This window comes from Streptomyces sp. NPDC001194 (assembly GCF_042896985.1).
GTDB lineage: Bacteria > Actinomycetota > Actinomycetes > Streptomycetales > Streptomycetaceae > Streptomyces.
Genome location: NZ_JBIAXU010000002.1, coordinates 450,110 through 466,583 on the forward strand (window position 1 = coordinate 450,110; position 16,474 = coordinate 466,583).

Below are 16,474 nucleotides of genomic sequence, written 5' to 3' on the forward strand. Positions count from 1 at the left end.
GAGGGGCGAGACCTGGGGCCCTTTCACCCACGTCTTCGCCATTGCGCCAACACCTAGGACCCACATGTCCCTTGACGAGGTTCAGGACGTCCGCACCCCGGACGCCGCCGCGACCCCCGATACGCCTGCCGCATCCTCGAAGCCCGGAGCCTGGGCCGCCCTGCGGCCGCTGCTCCTGCGCATGCACTTCTACGCCGGGCTCCTGATAGCCCCGCTCCTCTTCCTCGCCGCCGCCACCGGCCTGCTGTACGCCGGCTCCTGGCAGGCCGAGAAGATCCTCTACTCCGACGAACTGACCGTCGCCCGGGTCGGCGAGAGCACCGTCCCGCTCAGCGCCCAGCTCACGGCCGCCCGGGCCACCGTGCCGGAGGGCAAGGTCGTGGCCGTGTGGCCCGCGCCCGATCCCGAGGCGACCACCCGCGTGATCATGGAGGTCCCGGGGCTGGAGGAGGGCCAGACCCGTACCGTGTTCGTGGATCCGTACACGGCCCACGTCAACGGAGCGCTGACCACCGAAGGCGACGCGCTGCCGCTGCGCGCCTGGCTCAGCGAGTTCCACTCCAGCCTCCAGCTCGGGGAGTTCGGCCGGAACTACAGCGAGCTCGCCGCGAGCTGGCTCTGGATCGTCGCGCTCGGCGGCCTCGCCCTGTGGATCGGCCGCCGCCGCTCCCGCAAGGCCCTGCTCGTCCTGCCCGACCGCGCCGCCACCGGCCGCCGCAAGACCCTGTCCTGGCACGGGGCCGTCGGCCTCTGGGCCGTCGCGGGACTCGTCGCACTCTCCGCCACCGGCCTGACCTGGTCCAAGTACGCGGGCGAGAACATCGGGCAGCTCCAGGACGGGCTCGGCGGCGCCACCCCCTCGGTGTCCGCGGCCCTCGCCCCCGGTTCGGACGCCGGCTCCGACGCGCACGCCGGGCACACCGGGCACACCATGCCCGACGGCACGGAGATGCCCGCGACCCCGGCCACCGCGGACGTCGGCGTCGACAAGGCCGTGGCCGCCGCCCGCGCCGCCGGGGTCACCCACGAGCTCCGCGTCACCCTGCCCGCCAAGGGCAACGGCTACGTGATCAAGGAGCAGGACAAGCAGCTGCCGGTCCACCTCGACTCGGTCGCCGTCGACCCCGCCGACGGCCGCATCATGGACGAACTGCGCTTCGCCGACTACCCGGTCCTCGCGCAGCTGACGCGCTTCGGCATCGACCTGCACATGGGGAAGACCTTCGGCCTCGCCAACCAGATCGCGCTCGCCGCGCTCGCGGTCGCGGTGATGTTCCTGGTGTTCTGGGGCTACCGGATGTGGTGGCTGCGCCGGCCCACCAAGGACCGCGCCCTGTCGGCAGGTCGCGCGCAGCCGCGCGGAGCCTGGCGCAAGGTGCCGCTGACGATGCTGCTCCCGCTCGCCGCCGCGACCGCGGTGGTCGGGTGGTTCGTACCGCTGCTCGGCATCAGCCTGGTCGCGTTCCTGGCGATCGACGTGCTGCTGGGAGCGGTCGCGGCGCGCCGCGCCGTCTAGTGCGCCGGCAGGTGGGCCCGTACTCCGCGCAGGGGTGCGGGCCCACCCGCTCGTCCGTTCAGGGTGCGTACTTGTAGCCCACGCGGCGCACGGTCTGGATCGCGCCGCGGTGCGCCGCGCCCAGCTTGCGGCGCAGGCGGGCGACGTGGACGTCCACGGTCCGGCCGTCGCCGACGTGGCCGTAGCCCCAGACCGTGGTCACCAGCTGGTCGCGGCTGTGCACCCGGTGCGGGTGCGCCACGAGGTGGGCCAGCAGCTCGAACTCCAGGTACGTCAGGTCGAGTACCCGGCCGTCGACCTCGGCGGTGCGCTGGGCGGCGTCGATCCGGACGAGCTCGTCCCCGGCGGCGGTGGCGGTGGTCGCCGCCGGAGGCTGGGGAACGGACTGCGGGGCGAAGGCGATCGGCGGCTGCAGGTCGTCCGACCCGGCCGGTACGAGGACCAGGTAGCCGACCATCGGCGGCTGGCCCGGCAGCGTCGGCAGGGAGTGCTGCGGCGCGGGCAGCCAGGTGGCTCCCGGGGGCAGGAGGTCGACCACGCGGGCCGCCTCGTTGCGGTCCACGGCCCGCAGCCGGTGGCGCGGACTGGGCGGGTAGGCGAGGGGCGCGGTCGCAGCGGAGGCGGCAGAGGTCAGCGAACGGGTGTGAGACATGAGTGGTCAGCTCTTTCACGCGAAGTGGTCGGCAGGAGACGTACGTACGTCGTCATCGCGTACCGCGCGGACCGAAGGCCTCGGGGAGCTCTGTGGGCGGATCCCGAAAGGCTTTAGAGGGCCGGCGCGTTCTCCGTGCGGCGACACACCCGGTCGAAGTCGTGATCCTGACGGGAGGGCCAGAACGGCTCGAGGTCGCTGCGACCGTTCGAGGTGTGCAAGTGGCTGGCCATGAGCGCCATTGAAGCAGATGTGGGGGACCCGGGGCACGCCCTGTCTCAACCAGTGGAGCGGAATCTCAAATTCCGCGATGAGTCCTCGAGCGGACCTCCGGTAACCCCTGCGCGCGCCGCACGACGCAAGACGCACGACGCAAGACGCACGACGCCCGCCGGGCCACAGGGGCTCGGCGGGCGTCGCACGTCGCGGTCGGCCGGGAGGGCCGGGTCTCAGACCAGGCCCTCCTTCTTCAGGCCGGTGCAGCAGGTGTCGACGATGAGACGGGTCACCACGTACGGGTCCACGTTCGCGTTCGGGCGGCGGTCCTCGATGTAGCCCTTGCCGTCCTTCTCCACCTGCCACGGGATGCGGACCGAGGCGCCGCGGTCCGAGACGCCGTAGCTGAACTCGTTCCACGGGGCGGTCTCGTGCAGGCCCGTCAGGCGCTCGTCGATGCCGGCGCCGTAGTTCTTGACGTGGTCCAGCGGCTTCGAGCCCTCGCCCAGCGCCTCGCACGCCGTGATGATGGCGCGGTAGTCCTCGCGCATCGCCTTCGTGGAGAAGTTGGTGTGCGCGCCCGCGCCGTTCCAGTCGCCCTTCACCGGCTTCGGGTTCAGCGTCGCGGAGACGTTGAAGTCCTCGGCGGTGCGGTACAGCAGCCAGCGTGCGATCCACAGCTGGTCCGAGACCTCCAGCGGGCCGACCGGGCCGACCTGGAACTCCCACTGGCCGGGCATGACCTCGGCGTTGATGCCGGAGATGGCCAGACCCGCCGCGAGGCAGTGGTCCAGGTGCTTCTCGACGATCTCGCGGCCGAAGATCTCGTCGGCGCCGACGCCGCAGTAGTAGCCGCCCTGCGCGGCCGGGAAGCCGCCCACCGGGAAGCCGAGCGGCCGGATGCCGTCGAAGAAGGTGTACTCCTGCTCGATGCCGAAGATCGGCTCCTGGTCCCCGAACCGCTCGGCGATCGGACGCAGCAGGGCGCGGGTGTTCGACTCGTGCGGGGTCATGTCGATGTTCATGACCTCGCAGAGCACGAGGACGTTGTCGCCGCCGCGGATCGGGTCCGGGCAGGAGAACACCGGCTGGAGCACGCGGTCGGAGGCGTGGCCCTCGGCCTGGCTCGTGCTCGATCCGTCGAAGCCCCAGATCGACAGCGCCTCGCCGTCGGCCAGGATCTTCGTCTTGGAGCGCAGCTTCGCCGTCGGCTCGGTGCCGTCGATCCAGATGTACTCAGCCTTGTAGCTCACGGGCCCCATCCTTCGGTGCGTCGCTCCGGCGCAGACTGTGCGGGTGCTGCGTTGCGGGTGTGGTGTTCTTCGTGCCGCGTTCGTCGTACTGCGGTGCGTTGCGGTGTGGTCCGCAGCGTGCCCGCTCGCGATTTCTCTTCCGTTGCCCGTGTGTGAACCTCGTGTTACCGAGGTTTACGCTGCAGGTCGGGCGGGTTGTGCGGGTTGGTGGCAGCACACCCGTCCGAGTGGGGCAGACTGAGCGGGTGAGCATTTCGTACGATTTGACCTCGGCCGATGACCCCGCGGACTCCCCCCGCCTGCCGGCCCGTCCCCGGGTCGGCCTGCTGGGCACCGGTCCCTGGGCCCACCGCACCCACGCCCCCGCCCTCGCCGCGCACGCCGGCTCGGAGTTCGCCGGCGTGTGGGGCCGCCGCCCCGAAGCCGCCGCCGAGCTGGCCGACGCGTTCGGGGTGAAGGTGTACGAAGACCCCGACGCGCTGTTCGCCGACTGTGACGTCGTGGCCTTCGCCCTGCCGCCCGACGTCCAGGCACCGCTGGCCGTGCGCGCCGCCGCCGCGGGCTGCCAGCTGCTGCTCGACAAGCCCGTCGCCACGACCGCCGAGGACGCGCGCGCCGTCGCCGACGCCGCCGCCCGGCACGGGGTCGCCTCCGTCGTCTTCCTCACCCTGCGCTTCGCCGAACCGGCCGCCGGCTGGGTCGCCGAGCAGGCCGGCCGCTCCGGCTGGTTCACGGCCGCCGCCCACTGGCTCGGCGCCGTGTTCCCGCCCGACGGCGCGCCCAGCGCGTACGCCGACTCGCCCTGGCGCAAGGCCAAGGGCGGGCTGTGGGACGTCGGCCCGCACGCCCTGTCCGTCCTGATCCCGATCCTCGGCGACGTCACCTCCGTCAGTGCCACCCGAGGTCCCTCCGACGTGGTCCAGCTCGCCCTGCGCCACGCCTCGGGCGCCGCCAGCACGGCCGTGCTCAGCCTGGGCGCGCCGACGGCGGCGGCCGGGGTGGGGCTGGAACTGCGCGGTGCGGAGGGGGTCTTCTCGCTGCCGAACTGGACCGACGTACCGGGCGCGTACGGCCGCGCCCTCGACGCCCTGATCGCCGCGGCCCGCACCGGCGTCCCGGACCCCCGCGACGCCCGGTTCGCGGCCCGGCTGACGGAAATCCTGGCGGAGGCGGAGTCCCGGCTCCCGTCATGAGCGGGGCGGCGGGATCCCCGTGCCCCGGAGCCCCGGGGCTCCGGGGCACGGGGACCCGGGGCCGCGGCGGGGCTACTTGATGACCGCGTTGGCCACGATGATGGCGAGGCCGATGGTGGCGTCCGCCAGGCCGATGAGCAGGGCCTGGCCGAGCCGGTAGCCGACGCGCAGCGCCACGAAGGAGCCCCACGCGAAGAGCAGCGCGGTGTTCAGGCCGAGTCCCACGGCGGTCACCGCGTGGGAGTCCCAGTGGGCGAGCCCGGCGATGAGCAGCAGCAGGACGGTGGGCACTGCGGCCACGATCATCGGCCACTCGTTCCACAGCGCCCGCGAGAGCACCCGCCACCGGAGGGCGGCGGAGCCGGCCTGATGGCTGGACATGTGGTGCGAGTACCCGTGCGCGAGCGCGGCCGCGCAGGCGGTGACCAGGACCCAGCTGGCGTCGTAGAACGGCGTGTTCTCCCCGCCCGCCTGGTCCAGGGCGGCCAGCAGGCCGGATGCGAGCACGGTGCCGTAGACCCCGCCGAACATCCAGTCGGCACCCCGGCGCGGCGGGGGCAGGTGGGGCCCGGGGGGCTGCCGCGGTTCCTGTGCGCCCTGCCGGTCCTGCCGGTCCTGCCCGGCGTGGCCGGTCTGTCCGGCGTGGCCGGTCTGTCCGGCCTGCCCGGCCTGCCCGGCCTGTCCGTTCCGCCTCGTCTGCTCGTCGGTCATCGCGGTCCTCTGGTGCGTTCCTTCTGGTGTGGTGAATCCCGTTTGGCTGGTTTCACACCATATGGGGCGAGGGGGTGAGGCCGAGATGAGGAACGGGGGCGGGCGGCCCGGTCAGGAGCGGCGGGACAGGGCTTCGCGGACCGCCTCCTCCGAGCGGCCGACGACCGCCGTGCCGTCCTCCGCGGTGATGATCGGGCGCTGGATGAGCTTCGGGTGCGCCGCGAGGTGGGCGATCCAGCGGCCCCGTGCCTCGTCCGTCTCCTCGCGCGGCAGGTCCCGTACGCCGGTCTCCTTCGCGAGCGGGTCCGAGGTGCGCGTGATGTCCCACGGCTCCAGCCCGAGCCGGCCCAGGACCTCGCGGATCTCGGCCTCGGACGGCACGTCCTCCAGGTAGCGGCGCACCGTGTAGTCGGCGCCCTCCGCGTCCAGCAGGGTCAGCGCGCTGCGGCACTTCGAGCAGGCGGGATTGATCCAGATCTCCATGGCCCCCAGCCTAGGGGGCGTCTTGCCGATCACGCCGGGCTCGCGGCGGCGGGCACCGCGCCTCGCCGCGTTGTCCTCGCTCGCCGACGCTCCGCGTCGCCTCCTCCCCCTGCCTTCGGCGGGGGGACCCCCACGTCCGCCTTGCGATCCACGGCGCCCACCACCGCTCCCTGACCCGGCCTGATCGACAAGACACCCCCTAGGGGGCAGCCCTCTTGCCAGGGGCTTTTGTCAGTGGTCGCCGGTAAAATCGAGGGAGAACGACAGGAAGCCAACTACCGTTTGGGAGGCTGTAGATGGCCACTGCCATGACCCTCGAGCCCGTCAAGAAGAAGCCGCTGCCGGCGGGCCTGCCCCGCGAGTGGTACGAGAGCCACAACCGCCGTCTGAAGGCGATGCGGCTGGCGATATCCCTGCTCGACTCGGGGACGTACGACGCCCGCCGCGCCACCAACCGGAAGATCCGCACGATGGCGGTCCGCACGGGCATCCACCGCCCGTCGAACGTCACGTGCAAGATGGTCCGCGCCTTCATCATCAGCAACGGAGCCTGAGCCCCCCCCCGGCGGGGACGCACGGGTCGGGCGGGGCGTTCCAAGCGCCCTGCCCGATCCGACAGCCCTAGGGGGTGTCCGGGAGGGACAGGACCAGGAGGGCCACGTCGTCGCGGGGGCCGCCGTCGGTGAATTCCAGCAGGTCCTGCCACACCGCCTCGACCAGTCCCTCCGGGTCCCGTTCCAGGGCCGGGACCCGGGCCGCTAGGGGGTAGAACTCGCCCGCCGCGTCGCGGGCCTCCGTCACCCCGTCCGTGTAGGCCAGCAGGCGGTCGCCCGGCAGCAGCGGTACGTCGGTCACCACCGCGAGGTCCGGTCCGGACAGTCCGAGCCCCAGCGGAGGGCCCGGTTCCACGGCAGGCTCGGAGACGGCGGAAGCCCGGAGCAGCAGCGCCGGCGGATGCCCGCACGAGACGATCCGTACGAGGTCCAGTCCGGGCGGGAACTCCAGCAGCAGCGCCGTCGCGAAGAGCTCCGGCTGCCCCCCCGACCCGTCCGCGGAGCCGTCCGGGCCCGCCGTCCGCGCCGTGCCCGCCGCATCCCCCGCGCCCGCCGTGTCCGCGAGCAGCCTGCGGTCCAGCCGGGCCGCCACCCCCACGAGCTCCGGATCGTCGAGCACCCCCTCCCGGAAGGCCCCGAGCAGCCCGGCCACGGTGCCGACCGCCGCCAGGCCGTGCCCCTGCACGTCCCCGACCAGCGCCCGCACCCCGTACGGCCCGACCCGTACGTCGTACAGGTCTCCGCCGACCAGGGTGCCGCGCTGGGCGGCCCGGTACAGCCCGGCACAGCGCACCGGACCGACCTGCTCCGGCACGGGCGGCAGCACCGCCAGCTGGGCCGCCTCGGCGACGGTCCGCACGCTCACCAGCTGCGCGTCACGGCGCCGCCGGACCCAGGCGATGACCACGCTCAGCAGCCCGATCGCGGCCACCGTGGCCAGGTCCGCGCCCCGCGGGTGCGCGGTACCGGCCCAGGGCATGCCGAGCAGCGCGAGCACGATCCCGGCGAAGGCGGCGGTGCCGGCGGCCCCGTAGGCGAAGGCGGCCACCGGCGGCAGTCCGGCCAGGAAGAAGCCCACCTCGGCCTCGCCCTGGGTGAGGCGCTGCACGAGCACGAGCACCACGAGCGCCACCACGGGGGCAATGCGGGCCCAGAGCGGTGGCGGCTTGCCGTGCAGCCAGCCGGGCTCCTCGCGTCGGCGTCTCACCCCTCCACCCTGGTACGCGGGCGGGGGGCGCGCACGCCGGACCGGCCGCCGGGTGGCCCCGCGGGGCCCGGGCGCCGACAGTGGTCCCGTGACGGATGCGGATGCGGGCGGCGGGGCGGGAGCGGGCGGCGCGGCGGAGCAGAGCGCCGAGATCGGCTCGCGGCTGAACTGGCTGCGGGCCGGGGTGCTCGGCGCGAACGACGGGATCATCTCCACCGCCGGGCTCGTGGTGGGCGTGGCCGGGGCCACCACCTCGCGCGCCTCGATCCTGGCCGCTGGGGTGGCCGGACTGCTGGCGGGGTCGCTGTCGATGGCGGCGGGGGAGTACGTCTCGGTCAGCTCCCAGCGGGATTCCGAACGGGCCGCGCTGGAGACGGAGCGGCGGGAGCTGGCCGAGGAGCCGGAGGCGGAGCTGGCGGAACTGACGGAGCTGCTGGAGGCCAGAGGGCTGAACCGGGACCTCGCGCGGGAGGCGGCCGTGCAGCTCACGGAGCGGGACGCGCTGAAGGCCCACGCGCGGGTGGAGCTCGGGATCAACCCCGACGAGCTGGTGAACCCCTGGCACGCGGCGTTCGCGAGCCTGATCGCCTTCACGGTGGGGGCGCTGCTGCCGCTGCTGGCGATCACGCTGCCGGGGCCGTCGCAGCGGGTGCCGGTGACCGTGGCGGCGGTGCTGGCGGCGCTGACGCTGTGCGGGGTGATCAGCGCCCGCCTGGGCGGTGCCCCTCCCGGCCGGGCGATCCTGCGCAACGTCATCGGCGGCGCCCTGGCGATGGGAGTCACGTACGCGGTCGGCACCTGGCTCGGCACCTCCTGACGGCGCCGCGCCGCGGGCCGTCGCGGCGGGGAAGGGTGGCCGGGGAGCGGAGCTGCATCATGGGGGCATGCGAATTGCGATCACCGGGGCCAGCGGGCTCATCGGGCAGGCCCTCGTGCGGTCCCTGCGGGCGGACGGGCACGAGGTGGTGAGGTTCGTACGGCGCACGCCCGCCGCCCCCGACGAGGCGCAGTGGGATCCGCGGCGCGGATACGTGGACCCCGCCGGGCTCGCGGGCTGCGCGGCCGTCGTCCACCTCGCCGGGGCCGGCGTCGGCGAACACCGGTGGACCGCCGCGTACAAGAAGGAGATCCGGGACAGCCGGGTGCAGGGGACCGCGGCCGTGGCCCGGGCGATCGCCGCGCTCGACGCGCCGCCCGCCGTCCTCGTCTGCGGCACCGCCGTCGGCTACTACGGCGACACCGGCGAGCGCGCCGTCGACGAGCACGCCCCCGCCGGGCAGGGCTTCCTGCCCGAGGTCTGCGTCGAGTGGGAAGCGGCCGCGGCACCCGCCGTGCGGGCCGGCGTGCGGACGGTCTTCGCCCGGACCGGACTGGTCGTCGCCGCCGAGGGCGGGGCCTGGGGCAAGCTGTTCCCGATCTTCAAGGCCGGGATCGGCGGCCGGCTCGGCGACGGCCGCCAGTACTGGTCGTTCATCTCCCTGCACGACGAGATCGCCGCCCTGCGGCACGCCATCGACACGCCCGGGCTGTCCGGCCCCCTCAACCTGACCGCCCCCGAGCCGCTGACCAACCGGGAGGTCACCGCAGCGATGGGCCGCGTACTGCACCGGCCGACGCTGTGCGCGGTGCCGGCCCCCGTTCTGCGCGTCGTGCTCGGTGAGTTCGCCGGGGACGTGCTCGGCAGTCAGCGGGTGCGCCCCGCCCGGCTGTTGGAGTCCGGCTTCATCTTCCGGCACCCGGGGATCGAGGAGTCGATCCGCGCCGCGCTGGCCTGATGGCCCCGGCCCGCGGCGCGCGCGGAGGCGCGCGCCGCCCCCGTGCGACCGCCTGTGACCCGGATGCGACCGGTGTGCGACCGGAGTTGGCCGTAATAGCCCATCGAACCAGGGTTCCCCTGGAGCCCGTTGGGGGAAGGAGGATTCCCACACAGCCGCGCCGACCTCGGGGAGGGGCACGTGCTCACCAGCTCGCACCGCACCGCACAGCACGCGGACGTCGTCATCGTAGGAGCCGGAGTCTCAGGACTCGCGGCGGCGCACCACCTGATCGCGGCCGGGGTCACGGTCACCGTCCTGGAGGCCGCGGACGATCCCGGCGGCCGAATGGCCACCGAGCACGTCGACGGATTCCGCCTGGACCGGATCGGACAGCTGCTCAACACCTCGTACACGGAGCTCGACCGGACCCCCGGCCTGGCCGGCCTGGTCCTGCGCCCCTTCGCGCCGGGGGTGCTCGTCCACGCCGACGGCCGGCAGTCGCGCGCCGGAGCGCTGACCCCGGCCCGGGCACTGGCCAGCGGATCGTTCGACCAGGCCCGGCTCAGCGCCTACCTCGGCCGGCTCGCCGCCCTGCCGGTGGAACGCGTACTGGCCCGCCCCGAACGCACCGCGCTCGCCGCCCTGCGCTCCCGGGCCCTCGGCGCGACCCTGCGCCCCCTGCTCACCGCCCTGCTCCGCGATCCGGAGCTCACCACCTCCAGCCGGGTCGCCGACCTGGCCCTGCGCACCTTCGCCCGCGGCCGGCTCGCCGTGCCCGAGGGCGGGGCCGCGACCCTGCCCGAGCTCCTCGCCGCCACCCTGCCGCCCGGCACGGTGCGCACCGGGGTCCGGGTCCGTTCGGTGGCGACCAATCTGGTCACCACCGAGGAGCACGGCGACTTCAGCTGCCGCTCCGCCGTCCTGGCCACCGGCGCGCGGGCCGCGGCCGAACTGCTGCCCGGGCTGCGGGTGCCGGCGTTCCACGAGGTGACCGTCATCCACCACGCCACCGCCGCCCCGCTCCCGTGGGACGGCTCGCTCCTGCTCGACGGCGATCCGCGCTGGCCCGTCGCGCACACCGCCGTGATGAGCGCGGTCGACCCGACGCGGGCCCCGGCCGGCCGGAGCCTGGTCACCACGACCGTGCTCGGCCCGCCGCCGCCCGCCCGTACGGTCGCCTCGCGGCTGGCCCGGCTGTACGAGACCGGCACCCGCGACTGGGAGCTGCTGGCCGTCCACCACGCCCCGGAGGCCGTACCGGCGATGCCGCCGCCGTACGACCTGCGCCGGCCGGTCCGGGTCCTGGCCGGGCTGTACGTGTGCGGCGACCACCGCGATTCCAACACCGTCCAGGGGGCGCTGCACTCGGCCCGCCGCGCCGCCACCGCCGTACTGCGCGACTTCGGCATCCGGCTGCCGGCGAGCGCGGAGCCCGCCGTCCGGGCGGTGGCCTGAGAACCATCACGGACCGGGCCCGGTTCCCCCGCGGAACCGGGCCCACGCCCTTGCCCGGAGCGCCCGCGGCGGCGCCGTGCCCGGACGCCCCGCGGCGGCGCCGCCGCCCGTACCCCGGCCGGCCTACGACAGCGCAGCCACCCGGTCCCGGTACGTCCGCACCGCCGAGGCCTCCCGGTACGGCTCCAGCCGCCGCTCGAAGTCCCGTACGTACTCCACCGCGCGCACCGACCGCATCTCCATCGCCTGCTGAGCCGCCTCCGCGCCCAGCGCGCACGCCTGGTCCAGCTCGCCCAGACCCAGCCGCGCCGTCGCGAGCACCACCCGGCAGAACAGCCGCGAGCGGGCGAACCCGGGCGCCCGCAGCTGCAGCGACCGCTCCGCGTGCTGCGCCGAGGCCCGGTACTGCTGGAGGTCCCGGTGGCAGTGCCCGAACTCGTCCGCGAGCTGACCCTCGTCGAACAACCGCGCCCAGTGCGGCACGTCGTCCCCCGGCCGGGCCGCACCCAGCGCCCGCTCGGCCCGCACCAGCGAGGCCGTCGCCGCCCGCACCTCGCCCAGCACCGCGTGCCCGCGGGCCTCCGCCGAGTGCAGCAGCGCCTGCACCACCGGCGGCGGTCCCGAGCCGACGCCCTGCTGCGCGACGCGGGCCAGCTGCACCGCCTCCCGGCCGTGGCCGAGGTAGACCGCCTGCCGGCTCATGGTCACCAGCACGTACGAGCCGTACGGCCGGTCCCCGGCGGCCTGCGCCAGCCGCAGCGCCTGCACGAAGTAGCGCTGGGCGAGCCCGTGCGCGGCGATGTCGAACGAGGTCCAGCCCGCGAGCCGGGTCAGGTCGGCCGCGGCCGAGAAGAGCCGGCGCCCGGTGGTCTCCCCGTACGTGCCGCGCAGCATGGGCTCGGCCTCGTGCTCCAGGTAGCGCACCAGGGCCTGCCGGGCGTGGCCGCCGCCGTACGTGTGGTCCAGCGTCCGGAACAGCTCGCTCACCGAGCGCAGCGCCGCGATGTCCCCGCCGGTCACCCGCTGGCCGGGCCCCCGGTCGATCTGCCGCTGCCGGGGCACCGAGCCGCGCCCCTGGACCGGGACGCGGGCGGCCGAGGCCGCCGCGGCGGCCGCCGCGGCCGGGTCCGCACCGCGGCCCACCCGCTCGTCGGCGCGGCCGATGAGCCAGTCCCGGCTGGGCACGACCAGCCCGGCCGGGGTGAACGCGATCTTCCGCAGCTCGGCGTGGGAGCCGGAGTCCTTGCGCCACAGCCCGCTGGCGATGTCGACGGCCTCCTCCGGGGTGGCCGCGAACTCCAGACCGGCGTAGACGGGCGCGCAGGCGTCCAGGCCCAGGTCCTGCGCCGAGAGCCGGCGGCCCAGGCGCCGGGTGAAGACCTCGGCGATCAGCGCCGGAGTGGTCCCGCGCGGCTGCTGCCCGCGCAGCCACCGGGTCACGGAGGTCTTGTCGTACCGCAGATCGAGACCGTGCTCCAGGCCGAGCTGGTCGACGCGCCGGGCCAGACCGGCGTTGGAGAACCCGGCTTCCGCGATCAGCGCCGCGAGCTGCCGGTTGGGGACGCGCTGGGCAGGTCGTTCCGTCATCGGCTCCACGGTTTCCTGACGTGACGGACCGGGGTCCCGGCCCTGTGAACGGCGTGAATGTAGCGGCGAACTCCGCCCATGCCGCCCCCTCTGTCCCACATTCATCCGATCGTGTGCAGAATCGGTAGGGCGCTTTACGGACTGACCCCCTCCGTCCGCGTACGCTGCGCGGCATGAACCGCAGGCCCACCCGGGCGGAGCCCTCCGCCGACGCCGCCGCACGACTGCCCGCACCGCTGCCCGCGCCCGAGCTGACCGAGGCCGAGTGCCGGCGGTGCGGCACGTACATCGCGGGGCTGGACGGGCGGTACGCGTGCGGCGTGTGCGGCTGGGTGAACGACCACTCGGAGGGCCACCGGCGGCTGCCCACGGCCGACGAGGACCCGGACCGGCCGGTGGCCCGGGGCCGCTCCCGCCGGCCGCGGACGCTCCCGCCGGGACCGCTGGACGGGCCGGCCGGCCCGGCGGTGACGGGCCACTGAGGGGGCGGAATCCGGCCGCCGTACCCTTGGCTGGTGCGATACGTGCACACGGCAGGTTCAACGAGGAGGCGCTGCGGTGGCTGAGCTTGGGTTTGTCCGTCTGGGCTTCGGACCCGACTACGTCGAGTACACCCGGGCCTGGGAGGAGCAGCGGCGGGTCCACGCCGCGCGCTTCGCGGACGAGATCGGCGACACCTGCCTCCTCCTGGAGCACCAGCCCGTGTACACGGCGGGCCGGCGCACCGCCGAGAGCGAGCGCCCGCTGGACGGCACCCCCGTCGTGGACGTGGACCGCGGCGGCAAGATCACCTGGCACGGCCCGGGCCAGCTGGTCGGCTACCCGATCATGAAGCTGCCCCGCCCGGTCGACGTCGTCGCACACGTGCGCCGGCTGGAGGAGGCGCTGATCCGCACCGCCGCCGAGTTCGGCCTGGAGACCACCCGCGTCGAGGGCCGGTCCGGGGTCTGGGTCCTCGGGGACCCCGTCGAGGACCGGCCGAAGATAGGCGGGCTCTCCCTCGACCTCGACCCGCGGCTGACGGACGAGGAGTTCGACCCGCGCCTGAACGGCCCCGAGTACGCCCCCTCCAACGCCGGCCAGCGCCGCGAGGACCGCAAGCTGGCCGCGATCGGCATCCGCGTGGCCAAGGGCGTCACGATGCACGGCTTCGCGATCAACGTGAACCCGGACAGCACCTGGTTCGACCGGATCATCCCGTGCGGAATCCGGGACGCCGGTGTGACCTCGCTCTCGTACGAACTGGGCCGCGAGATCACCATCGCCGACGTGCTGCCGGTCGTGGAACGCCACCTGAAGGACGTACTGGAGCAGGCGGAACTGCGGCCGCGGGAGATCGAACCCGCCGCGGGCTGACGGCCGGGGGAATGCGGGCGGTCACCGCCAGGTTGGCCGACGTAAGAGCGTATGAAATTACGGGCGTACCCTGGTGGGCGCCGAAGAATCGAAGTCACAGGGAGCCGGTCGTGTCCGCAGTCGCACCCGACGGACGCAAGATGCTGCGCCTCGAGGTCCGTAACGCCCAGACGCCCATCGAGCGCAAGCCCGAGTGGATCAAGACCCGGGCGAAGATGGGTCCCGAGTACACGAAGATGCAGGCCCTGGTGAAGGGCGAAGGACTGCACACCGTGTGCCAGGAGGCCGGTTGCCCCAACATCTACGAATGCTGGGAGGACCGCGAGGCCACCTTCCTCATCGGCGGAGACCAGTGCACCCGGCGCTGTGACTTCTGCCAGATCGACACGGGCAAGCCCGAGGCCCTGGACCGGGACGAGCCGCGCCGCGTCGGCGAATCGGTCGTCACGATGGACCTGAACTACGCCACCATCACCGGCGTCGCGCGCGACGACCTGGCCGACGGCGGCGCCTGGCTGTACGCGGAGACCGTGCGCCAGATCCACGAGCAGACGGCGGCCCGCGAGGGCGGCCACACCAAGGTCGAGCTGCTCGCCCCCGACTTCAACGCGGTCCCGGAGCTGCTGGAGGAGGTCTTCGCCTCCCGCCCCGAGGTCTTCGCGCACAACGTGGAGACGGTCCCGCGGATCTTCAAGCGGATCCGCCCCGGTTTCCGCTACGAGCGCTCGCTCGACGTGATCCGGCAGGCCCGCGCCTACGGCCTGGTCACCAAGTCGAACCTGATCCTGGGCATGGGCGAGGAGCGCGAGGAGGTCTCGCAGGCCCTGAAGGAGCTGCACGAGGCCGGCTGCGAGCTCATCACCATCACCCAGTACCTGCGCCCCTCGCCGCGGCACCACCCCGTCGAGCGCTGGGTGAAGCCGGCCGAGTTCGTCGAGCTGGCGAAGGAGGCCGAGGAGATCGGCTTCTCCGGTGTGATGTCGGGCCCGCTGGTCCGCTCGTCGTACCGCGCCGGGCGCCTCTACACGCAGGCGATGGAGAAGCGCAGCCGAGCCGGAGCGTAGGTTGCGGGTCCGTCCGAGGTACGAGGGCGGACATGCGGCCGGAGCGGTGGCGAGGCGGAGCTCGACCAAGGACGCAGAGAAGCGCAGCCGAGCCGGAGCGTAGGTTGCGGGTCCGCCCGAGGTACGAGGGCGGACATGCGGCGGTGTGACGCGCGCTACCGCACGGACTGTGTGAACTCACGCACAAAGTCTTACCAACGGGTAACACCGCATCGACGCGGCCCCTAGGCTCTCCATGGCGAGGGTCCGGCGGGCCGCGTAAATGTTTCATCACCGTTTGACCGACCGGTCATGCCCTGGTAACACCAGTCAGTGACGATGGCTCCACGCACCGCGCACACCGGCGCACACCACCGCCATGCGCCACCGTGCGCCCCAGACCGTCCCCGAACCGCCCAGCACCGTGAGAGGGATCGACATCATGCAGGCCGCGCCCGTACGCGCCATTGCCATTCCGTCGTTCACCGACGCCTTCCGGGGCTTCGAGTCGCTGCTCATGAGCGGCGCCCGCCGCAACGCATGGAGCGCGGTCCTCGAAGACCGCCGCAGAGCCAAGGACCGGGTCGAAACCGAGCACGTACTCGAGGCCGCGGCCACCCGGACCCCGCAGGCCACGTAAACTTCGCTCTATGGCGAGGAAGTCAAACGCAGAGACTGCTGCGAACCCCGGGCGACTGAAGCAGATCGCCCTGACGTACAAGATGACGCGCAAGGCCGACCCGAAGGTCGGTCTGATCGTCGCGGGCGTGGGAATCGTCACCTTCGGTGTCTTTCTTGCGATCGGCTTCCTGATCGACCACCCGGTCTACCTGGGCATCCTGGGCTTCCTGGTGGCGTTCCTCGCGATGGCGATCGTCTTCGGACGACGGGCCGAGCGGGCTGCCTTCGGGCAGATGGAGGGACAGCCGGGCGCGGCCGCGGCCGTACTGGACAACGTGGGACGGGGCTGGACGACCACCCCGGCCGTCGCGATGAACCGGAGCCAGGACATCGTCCACCGGGCCGTGGGCAAGGCCGGCGTCGTGCTGATCGCCGAGGGCAACGCGAACCGGCTGAAGCCGATGCTCGCCGCCGAGAAGAAGAAGCTGGCCCGCATCATGCCGGACATCCCGGTCCACGACTTCATCGTGGGCACCGGCGAGGGCGAGGTTCCGCTGAAGAAGCTCCGCACGACGCTTCTCAAGCTGCCGCGCGTACTGGCCGGTCCGCAGATCACGCAGGTCAACGACAAGCTGCGGGCCATGGGCGACCTCATGAGCAACATGCCCCTGCCGAAGGGCCCGATGCCCAAGGGCATGCGGATGCCGCGCGGCGGAAAGATGCGCTGACCCGCTTTTCGTATACGACGCACCATGCACGACAGGGGCGCCCCCGGGGCGCCGGGGGGGGGGGCGGCGCCCGGGGTCAGGCGGACGGCTCATCGGTGTAATGCGGGGGCCGGGCCTGCGGGCCGCCGGCCGGCGGGCGGGG

Annotated in this window: 17 protein-coding genes; 11 read left to right on the forward strand and 6 right to left on the reverse strand. The window is 73.7% G+C overall.

What is annotated here, in order from left to right:
- The first annotated feature begins 64 nt into the window (after positions 1 to 64).
- Positions 65 to 1,516, forward strand: a complete 1,452-nt coding sequence (locus ACFY1T_RS06770; RefSeq protein WP_390787265.1) for a PepSY-associated TM helix domain-containing protein — start codon at positions 65 to 67, stop codon at positions 1,514 to 1,516.
- Between the two features lie 58 nt (positions 1,517 to 1,574).
- Here the strand turns inward: ACFY1T_RS06770 and ACFY1T_RS06775 are convergent, their stop codons facing one another.
- Positions 1,575 to 2,168 (reverse strand): winged helix-turn-helix domain-containing protein, encoded by a 594-nt coding sequence (locus tag ACFY1T_RS06775; RefSeq protein ID WP_390787266.1) that lies wholly within the window; start codon positions 2,166 to 2,168, stop codon positions 1,575 to 1,577.
- A gap of 449 nt (positions 2,169 to 2,617) precedes the next feature.
- Complete coding sequence (gene glnII, locus ACFY1T_RS06780; protein ID WP_390787267.1) at positions 2,618 to 3,637, reverse strand: glutamine synthetase; 1,020 nt, start codon at positions 3,635 to 3,637, stop codon at positions 2,618 to 2,620.
- 251 nt (positions 3,638 to 3,888) lie between these two features.
- Here glnII and ACFY1T_RS06785 point away from each other — a divergent pair, with 251 nt between their 5' ends.
- The gene (locus tag ACFY1T_RS06785; RefSeq protein WP_390787437.1) at positions 3,889 to 4,830 is read left to right on the forward strand and encodes a Gfo/Idh/MocA family protein; all 942 of its coding nucleotides are present in this window, start codon (positions 3,889 to 3,891) and stop codon (positions 4,828 to 4,830) included.
- Between the two features lie 72 nt (positions 4,831 to 4,902).
- On the opposite strand, the gene ACFY1T_RS06790 is transcribed toward ACFY1T_RS06785, so the two are convergent.
- The gene (locus ACFY1T_RS06790; RefSeq protein ID WP_390787268.1) at positions 4,903 to 5,541 is read right to left on the reverse strand and encodes a hypothetical protein; all 639 of its coding nucleotides are present in this window, start codon (positions 5,539 to 5,541) and stop codon (positions 4,903 to 4,905) included.
- 111 nt (positions 5,542 to 5,652) lie between these two features.
- Positions 5,653 to 6,024, reverse strand: coding sequence for an ArsC/Spx/MgsR family protein (locus ACFY1T_RS06795; RefSeq protein WP_390787269.1), 372 nt, complete (start codon positions 6,022 to 6,024; stop codon positions 5,653 to 5,655).
- 296 nt (positions 6,025 to 6,320) lie between these two features.
- Between ACFY1T_RS06795 and ACFY1T_RS06800 the strand changes: the two genes are divergently transcribed.
- Entirely contained in the window at positions 6,321 to 6,578 is a 258-nt protein-coding gene (locus ACFY1T_RS06800; RefSeq protein ID WP_030872068.1) for a hypothetical protein, read from the forward strand.
- A gap of 67 nt (positions 6,579 to 6,645) precedes the next feature.
- On the opposite strand, the gene ACFY1T_RS06805 is transcribed toward ACFY1T_RS06800, so the two are convergent.
- Positions 6,646 to 7,785, reverse strand: coding sequence for a PP2C family protein-serine/threonine phosphatase (locus tag ACFY1T_RS06805; protein ID WP_390787270.1), 1,140 nt, complete (start codon positions 7,783 to 7,785; stop codon positions 6,646 to 6,648).
- A gap of 88 nt (positions 7,786 to 7,873) precedes the next feature.
- Between ACFY1T_RS06805 and ACFY1T_RS06810 the strand changes: the two genes are divergently transcribed.
- The 3 genes from ACFY1T_RS06810 to ACFY1T_RS06820 all read left to right on the forward strand — a co-directional run bounded on the left by ACFY1T_RS06810 (position 7,874) and on the right by ACFY1T_RS06820 (position 10,997).
- Positions 7,874 to 8,602 carry a VIT family protein gene (locus tag ACFY1T_RS06810; protein WP_390787271.1) on the forward strand — a complete coding sequence of 243 codons (729 nt, stop codon included), beginning with the start codon at positions 7,874 to 7,876 and terminating at the stop codon, positions 8,600 to 8,602.
- Between the two features lie 67 nt (positions 8,603 to 8,669).
- Positions 8,670 to 9,560, forward strand: coding sequence for a TIGR01777 family oxidoreductase (locus tag ACFY1T_RS06815; RefSeq protein ID WP_390787272.1), 891 nt, complete (start codon positions 8,670 to 8,672; stop codon positions 9,558 to 9,560).
- Between the two features lie 180 nt (positions 9,561 to 9,740).
- Positions 9,741 to 10,997: an FAD-dependent oxidoreductase gene (locus ACFY1T_RS06820; RefSeq protein ID WP_390787273.1), complete on the forward strand. Its 1,257-nt coding sequence runs from the start codon at positions 9,741 to 9,743 to the stop codon at positions 10,995 to 10,997.
- 123 nt (positions 10,998 to 11,120) lie between these two features.
- Here ACFY1T_RS06820 and ACFY1T_RS06825 read toward each other — a convergent pair whose 3' ends face one another.
- Positions 11,121 to 12,584, reverse strand: a complete 1,464-nt coding sequence (locus ACFY1T_RS06825; protein ID WP_390787274.1) for a regulator — start codon at positions 12,582 to 12,584, stop codon at positions 11,121 to 11,123.
- Between the two features lie 173 nt (positions 12,585 to 12,757).
- Between ACFY1T_RS06825 and ACFY1T_RS06830 the strand changes: the two genes are divergently transcribed.
- From ACFY1T_RS06830 to ACFY1T_RS06850, 5 genes are all read left to right on the forward strand, one after another.
- Positions 12,758 to 13,066 (forward strand): hypothetical protein, encoded by a 309-nt coding sequence (locus tag ACFY1T_RS06830; protein ID WP_390787275.1) that lies wholly within the window; start codon positions 12,758 to 12,760, stop codon positions 13,064 to 13,066.
- Between the two features lie 76 nt (positions 13,067 to 13,142).
- Positions 13,143 to 13,940: a lipoyl(octanoyl) transferase LipB gene (gene lipB / locus ACFY1T_RS06835; RefSeq protein ID WP_390787276.1), complete on the forward strand. Its 798-nt coding sequence runs from the start codon at positions 13,143 to 13,145 to the stop codon at positions 13,938 to 13,940.
- Positions 13,941 to 14,050: 110 nt separating this feature from the next.
- Positions 14,051 to 15,004 (forward strand): lipoyl synthase, encoded by a 954-nt coding sequence (gene lipA, locus ACFY1T_RS06840; RefSeq protein WP_383501534.1) that lies wholly within the window; start codon positions 14,051 to 14,053, stop codon positions 15,002 to 15,004.
- Between the two features lie 421 nt (positions 15,005 to 15,425).
- Positions 15,426 to 15,623 (forward strand): hypothetical protein, encoded by a 198-nt coding sequence (locus tag ACFY1T_RS06845; protein WP_030863404.1) that lies wholly within the window; start codon positions 15,426 to 15,428, stop codon positions 15,621 to 15,623.
- A 10-nt stretch (positions 15,624 to 15,633) separates the two neighbouring features.
- On the forward strand, positions 15,634 to 16,332 hold the full coding sequence (locus ACFY1T_RS06850) for a DUF4191 domain-containing protein (protein ID WP_030863407.1): 699 nt from the start codon (positions 15,634 to 15,636) through the stop codon (positions 16,330 to 16,332).
- The last annotated feature ends 142 nt before the right edge of the window (positions 16,333 to 16,474 follow it).